The following is a 6,227-nucleotide window of genomic DNA, read 5'->3' on the forward strand; positions in this document are numbered from 1 at the left end:
GCTAATCACGAATCCGTACAGGTGGCCGCAAGGCCTTGATAGGGAAGTTGAGGTGAAAGTCCTCCGCTGTGCCCGCAGCCGTAAACGGAGAGCGGACTCACACCAAGTCACTGGCGCAAGCCGGGAAGACGTGAGACCCCGCATGGACCCGTAAGCCGGAAGACCTGCCTGTGCCGTCGCTCGTCCACCCGTGCGGGGTCACGTGGGTATGGCGCGGTTTATCCGTTTGTAGCGACTCCTTGAAAAACGGCCGCGGGATGTCTCGCGCGGCCGCAAACGGAGTTGTTTGTGATGCGCCTGAAATCCAGCTTGCGGCGAAGTTGCGCCGTGATTTTCCTCCTTTCCTCTCCTGCGCTCGCCCAGACCGATGACGCCGGGCCGGACGCCCCCGATACGGTGATCGTCATTGGCGGCCGCATTCCGGCTCTGGCCGAAGATATTACCTCTGCCGCCAGTCTCGTTGACGAAGATGATATTGCATTGCGGGGCGGCCTTACGCTCGCCGACACCTTGCGGTCCGTGCCCGGCATCGCCGTGTCCCGCTCCGGCGGGGCGGGCGGGCTGACCGATCTGCGCCTGCGCGGGTCGGAGGCCAATCATGTCCTGGTTCTGATCGACGGGATTGAAGCCTCCGTTCCACTGACCGGCGGGTATGACTTCGCCCACGCGCCGGGCTTTGGTGTCGAGCGCGTCGAGGTTTTGCGCGGGGAACAATCGGCGCTCTGGGGCTCGGACGCGATCGGCGGGGTCATCAATATCCGTACAGCCGGCTCGACCGGCAGCGAACGCCGTCGGGTCCAGTTCGAGGCGGGCACCTTCGGGACGCTTTTCGCCGGGCTTCGCGCGTCCGGCGGGCAGGGGCGTTTGAGCGGCGGCATCAGTGTTTCGCAACTGCAGACCGATGGCATTGATGTGTCGGGTCTGGGCGGTGAAGAAGACGCCTATCAGCGCTTCTTTGCGTCGACGACGGGTTCGCTCGAATTCGGCGAAGCAGAGTCAATTCAATGGACTGCGCGCTTTTCGGATTTTGAAAGCGAATTTGATTCCGATTCTGATTTCAATGGCTTGCTCGACAACACCAATCAGTTCAGCGCCGGTCAGCAAATGGCCATTGGCGCGCGGATGACCCTCCGGCGTTTCGGACTGCGCCATGATCTGGCCGTCAATGTCTCGCAGGACGATCTGGCCAATTACACGGATGCCGCGTTTCCGGGAAAAAGCCGGGCGCAACGCTGGCAGGCCTTCTATCAACCCACGCTGAGCTGGCAGACCGGTGGCATCGCGCATCAGCTGACAGGACTGGTCGAGATCGAACGGAACGCGTTCGACAGTTTCTCGGGCGCCGGCGCGGGCTCGAACCAGTCGCGGGAGACCGGGAACACGGCAGCCGCGATTGATTATCGCCTGGTAAGGGGCCCGGCGCGTCTGTCGGCGTCGCTGCGTCAGGACTGGAATGACCGTTTCGAAGATGCCGGCACCTGGCGGATCGGCGCGGCCTGGCATTTCGATGCTATCAATGGCCGTCTTCGCGCCAGTTTCGGTGAAGGCGTGAAAAACCCCGGTATTTTCGAGCTGTTCGGTTTCTTTCCCGGTTTCTTCGCAGGCAATCCCGACCTGACACCGGAACGCTCCCGCGGCTGCGAAGTGGGTTGGGATCAGACATTGGGAGAGACCGGGCGGGTGTCCATTACCTGGTTCGAAGCGGATCTCGAAGACGAGATTTTCACCGACTTTTCGGTGTCGCCATCGACGGCACGAAACCGGGCAACACAATCGCATCGGTCCGGCATTGAAATCGACGGTGAGGCCGATCTCACCGACCGGATTTCAATCTCGGGATCGGCGACGTTTCAAAGGTCAGACGAAAACGGCACGCCGGAAATCCGGCGGCCGGAATTTACCGGCAGTCTAGGCCTCAACTGGCAATCGCGGGATTCGCGCTGGCAGGCCGGGCTGGCTGCCGACCATACCGGTGACCAGCTGGATACCGATTTCGGGACATTCACCAACGTCACCTTGCCCGCCTATACGCTGTTGTCGGCGCGCCTGGCATGGCAGCTTTCCCCGACCCTGCAGGTCTATCTGCGCGGCACCAATCTGAGCGAAGAGGAGGGAATGGATGTCTTTGGATATGCATCTGAAGGCCGCGGCCTGTTTGTGGGCCTGCACCTCGGCGGCTAGCCCGGCCGACAGCCCCTCGCGCATCGTCTCGGCGGATCTGTGCGCGGATGCCTATGTCTTTGCGCTGGCGGACCGGGACGCCGTTGCGGCGGTTTCCTGGCAGGCGGGGCAGACCGTTTCCGCTGCGCCGGACTGGGCGCTGGATCTGCCGCGCGCCAATGGCGAAGCCGAGCGTCTGCTGGCTCTGGAACCCGATCTCGTCGTGTTCGGTCCGTCCGGGGCCGGTGATGCGGCGCGCTTTCTCGGTCGCGCGGGCATTGAACATGTCAGCCTGCAATGGGGCGAAGACTGGTCCGGTGTAATCGTCAATCTGCGCGCCATGGGCGAAGCGCTGGGCGAGGCGGAACGCGCCGAAGTACTTGTCCTCACGCTCGAGGACCGGCGCACGGCACTGGCCCGGCGCGCCGAACAGCGTAACCGCCAGCCTTCCGTCTTTTATCTCAGCGTGACGGGCGGAGCGGCCGGAGCCGGCACGCTGGTCGATGAGGCGATTCGCATGGCGGGCGGGCGCAATGCCGCCGCCGATGCCGGCGCGAGCGGCTGGCTGGCGGCAGATGCCGAATGGGCCTTCCGGGTTGATCCCGACCTCATCGTCACCAGCTATTTCATCGACGGTTATGCCACCCGGAACAATACGGGCGCACAACACTCGGCCTTTCGGCGACTTCTGGCCAACCGGCCTCGCATTGATGTCCCGGCCGCCGTCTGGTCCTGTGCAGGTCCGGCTCTGATGGACGCCGCTGAACAGATCGCCGAAGCGCTTGATCAGCTGGAGCAGGGCGCATGACAGATATCCGCCTGATTCTGACGCTCGTCGCCTTTTGTCTTCTGGCCGGAGCGGCGGGCCTGCTGGTGGAGGGTCTCCCGCTTGCTGCCTTGCTGTCGGGTGATGAAACCGCGCGCCTGATTTTGACGGAATTGCGTCTGCCCCGCATCGTGCTCGGCTTTCTGGTCGGCGCGGCACTCGGTCTGTCGGGGGCCGCCCTGCAAGGCTATTTCCGCAATCCGCTGGCCGATCCGGGCGTCATCGGCGTGTCCGCCAGCGCTGCGGCAGGGGCGGTGGCAACGCTCTATTTCGGCCTCGCCGCGATCTCTGTCGTTATCTTGCCCGCAATGGCGATCACCGGTGCGGCGCTGGGCGGCATAACCCTGCTGCTGATCGCCGGGCGGGGCGCGACGGCGACAACGCTGATTCTGTCTGGCGTGGCTGTCGGCGCGCTGGCCAATGCCATCGTGGCGCTGGCTATGAATTTCTCGCCCAACCCCTGGGCGCTGTCCGAGATTGCCTACTGGCTGATGGGGTCTCTGCGTAATTCGAGCTGGACGGAGGTGCAGATCGCCCTGCCGCTGATCGCGTGTGGTGCCGCGATCAGTCTCACCACGGCGCGCGATCTCGATAGCCTGAGCCTAGGCGAGGAGGGTGCCCGGGCGCTGGGCGTCAATCTTCGCGGGCTTCAGCTTCGCCTGATCGCCGGAACGGCGCTCGCGGTCGGCGCTGCAGTGGCGGTGGCCGGTGCTATCGGTTTTGTCGGTCTGGTCGTGCCGCACCTCCTTCGGCCATATGTCCAGCACGAGCCATCGCGACTGCTCCTGCCCGCGGCGCTCGGTGGGGGCGCGCTGTTGATGACGGCGGATGCGGGGACGCGCATGGTGTCGGGCGAGGGCGTGCCGCTCTATCTGGGCGTGATGACAGCGCTGATCGGCGTGCCCTTCTTCTTCCACCTCATCCGGAAAGCGGGGAGGCTGGCCCCATGACCCCACGGTTTGACCTGCAGGATGTCGAGTGCCGCTATGGTGCACGCACGGCACTCCGGATTGCCGGATTGTCGCTCCACGCCGGAGAACTGACCGCCATTGTGGGCCCGAACGGAGCCGGCAAATCGACGTTGATCAAAACCCTGGCGGGCTTGCTTCGGCCCGCAAGAGGCGATGTCCGCCTCGAGGGTGTCGGGCTGGAGCGTTTTGCAGATCGCGAGCGGGCGCGGCGGATTGCCTATCTCCCCGCCGATGCGCGTCTGGCCTGGCCGATGATCGCCCGCCGCGTCGTTGAACTCGGGCGTTATCCCTTCCTGAAGCCGCTGTCCCGGGCCTCAAGGGATGACGACCGGGCGATTGCCGACGCCATAGAGCAGGCGGGCGCGGCCGGCCTGACAGACCGGCGCTTTGACGAGTTATCCTCGGGCGAGAAGGCGCGCATCCTGCTGGCGCGGGCATTGGCAACCCGGGCAGACACGCTGTTGCTCGATGAGCCCGGCGCAGCGCTCGACCCGCGTCATCAGCTGGCGGTGATGAATATCCTCAAGGCTGAATCGGGTCGCGGCGTTTGCACGGTCTTTGCGGGGCATAGTCTGGAACTGGTCTGCCGCTTTGCGGACCGCGTCCTGGTCATGGATCAGGGCCGCATCGTCGCCGATGGCCCGCCTCGGGAGGCATTGTCGCCACTTATCCTTTCGGATGTCTTCGGTCTTGATGCCCCGAACGGGATCACCCCGCCCGACTGGACGCTGGCCTAGCTGGAGAAGGCAATGTCCGGGGGCGGCTTGCGCGCCTCGTCTGCCGAGACCAGCATGGCATTGGCGGCGCGGGCAAAGGCATCTGCCACGGGCCCGTCACCAAAGGCGACTGGATGACCGGAATCGGAGCGTTCCCGTAATTCGATCGTCAGCGGAATTTCGCCAAGAAAGGGCACGCCTATGGCTTCGGCCTCGGCGCGGGCACCGCCATGACCGAAGATTTCGCTGGGTTCGCCGCAATGCGGGCACAGGAAGACGCTCATATTTTCGATCAGGCCCAGAATCGGCGCGTGGGTCTTTTCAAACATGCCGATGGCCTTGCGGGCATCATCCAGCGCCAGATCCTGCGGCGTGCAGGCAATGACCGCGCCATCAATCGCCACGGTCTGGGCGATGGCCAGCTGCGCATCGCCTGTGCCCGGAGGCATGTCGATGAAGAGCACGTCGGGATCGCCCCAGTCGGCCTCGTTGAGAAATTGCTGGATCGCGCCCTGCACCATGGGCCCGCGCCAGACGACAGGCTGACCGGGCTTGCTCAGAAAGCCCATCGAGACGATGCGCACGCCATGCGACTCGGCCGGCTCGATCCCCTTGTCCGTCTTCTTGAGGCCCTTGATGTCGCGCAAGCCGAAAAGCCGCGGAATGGACGGCCCGTAGATATCGGCATCCAGAATCGCAACGCGCAGGCCCTGCTTGGCGAGTGCGGCGGCCAGATTTGCGGCGACGGTGGATTTGCCGACGCCGCCCTTGCCGGCCGCCACGGCGATGATGCGCTTGGCCGGGCGGGGCGAATCGGCGGCCGCCTGCCTTGGCGCCCCGGCGCTTTTAGAGGCCGGAGCGGCGGATCCGGGGGATCGTTGAATGGTGGTAATGACACGCACCCGCTCGACACCGTCAACCTCCTGCGCCGCCGCTTCGATTCGGGCCTTGAGCGTGGCAGAATCCTCGTCGGCATTGGCCTTGAGCACAATTGTGGCAACACCCTTGTCGATGACCGCGCCGTCGAGCCGCTCCGCGTCCACCAGACCCTGGCCGCTGGCAGGATCGGCGATCTTGTTCAGTCGGGCGAGTAGCGCATCGGACATGGCGATTATCCTTACAGGGTTCGACAGCAAGATAGGCATGCGAAACGCCCTGCCAATGCGTCAATCTCGCAAGGGCAGGCAAGTCTTTGTAAATTCTGCAGAAATGGTGGGCGCGGCAAGGATTGAACTTGCGACCCCTACGATGTCAACGTAGTGCTCTCCCACTGAGCTACGCGCCCGTCCACCAAGGGAGGCGAGCTATTAGCCCCGGTGTCGGCGAGATGCAAGACGAAGCTGCATTGAAAGCTGAAATGACGGGCGTCTGACGACAATATGACTTTTATGCAACATCCGCGGCTGAAATACGGCGAAGATGGGGCGCATGCTTTACGAGCGATGGTGTGGCGTTGATAGTGAGGTCAGGAAAGTAGCCACTTTCCGGCTGTGCGCGTTTGCCTCGGTGTGTGTTCTGTCGCGGTGAACCAAATAAAACAAGTCATGAAGGGGT

General features: G+C 63.9%; 5 protein-coding genes, 1 tRNA gene and 1 riboswitch. Of the genes, 4 read left to right on the forward strand and 2 right to left on the reverse strand.

Translation table 11 applies throughout. From position 1 onward, the window contains the following. The first annotated feature begins 2 nt into the window (after positions 1-2). Positions 3-187: riboswitch (cobalamin riboswitch) on the forward strand. 104 nt (positions 188-291) lie between these two features. The 4 genes from HXX25_RS13335 to HXX25_RS13350 are packed head-to-tail and all read left to right on the forward strand — an operon-like array spanning position 292 to position 4,694. Next, positions 292-2,181 carry a TonB-dependent siderophore receptor gene (locus tag HXX25_RS13335; RefSeq protein WP_233347009.1) on the forward strand — a complete coding sequence of 630 codons (1,890 nt, stop codon included), beginning with the start codon at positions 292-294 and terminating at the stop codon, positions 2,179-2,181. Further along, a complete protein-coding gene (locus HXX25_RS13340; protein ID WP_187166380.1) occupies positions 2,120-2,968 on the forward strand; it encodes an ABC transporter substrate-binding protein in 849 nt (282 codons plus the stop codon). The genes HXX25_RS13335 and HXX25_RS13340 overlap by 62 nt, the downstream gene beginning before the upstream one ends. Further along, positions 2,965-3,936, forward strand: a complete 972-nt coding sequence (locus HXX25_RS13345; protein ID WP_187166381.1) for an iron ABC transporter permease — start codon at positions 2,965-2,967, stop codon at positions 3,934-3,936. The genes HXX25_RS13340 and HXX25_RS13345 overlap by 4 nt, the downstream gene beginning before the upstream one ends. Next, positions 3,933-4,694, forward strand: coding sequence for an ABC transporter ATP-binding protein (locus tag HXX25_RS13350; RefSeq protein WP_187166382.1), 762 nt, complete (start codon positions 3,933-3,935; stop codon positions 4,692-4,694). Before HXX25_RS13345 ends, HXX25_RS13350 begins: the two co-directional genes overlap by 4 nt. On the opposite strand, the gene HXX25_RS13355 is transcribed toward HXX25_RS13350, so the two are convergent. Continuing rightward, positions 4,691-5,779 carry an Mrp/NBP35 family ATP-binding protein gene (locus HXX25_RS13355; RefSeq protein ID WP_187166383.1) on the reverse strand — a complete coding sequence of 363 codons (1,089 nt, stop codon included), beginning with the start codon at positions 5,777-5,779 and terminating at the stop codon, positions 4,691-4,693. The genes HXX25_RS13350 and HXX25_RS13355 overlap by 4 nt on opposite strands. A gap of 104 nt (positions 5,780-5,883) precedes the next feature. Next, a tRNA-Val gene (locus HXX25_RS13360) sits at positions 5,884-5,958 on the reverse strand. Positions 5,959-6,227: the final 269 nt, after the last annotated feature.

This window comes from Hyphobacterium sp. CCMP332 (assembly GCF_014323565.1).
Lineage (GTDB): Bacteria > Pseudomonadota > Alphaproteobacteria > Caulobacterales > Maricaulaceae > Hyphobacterium.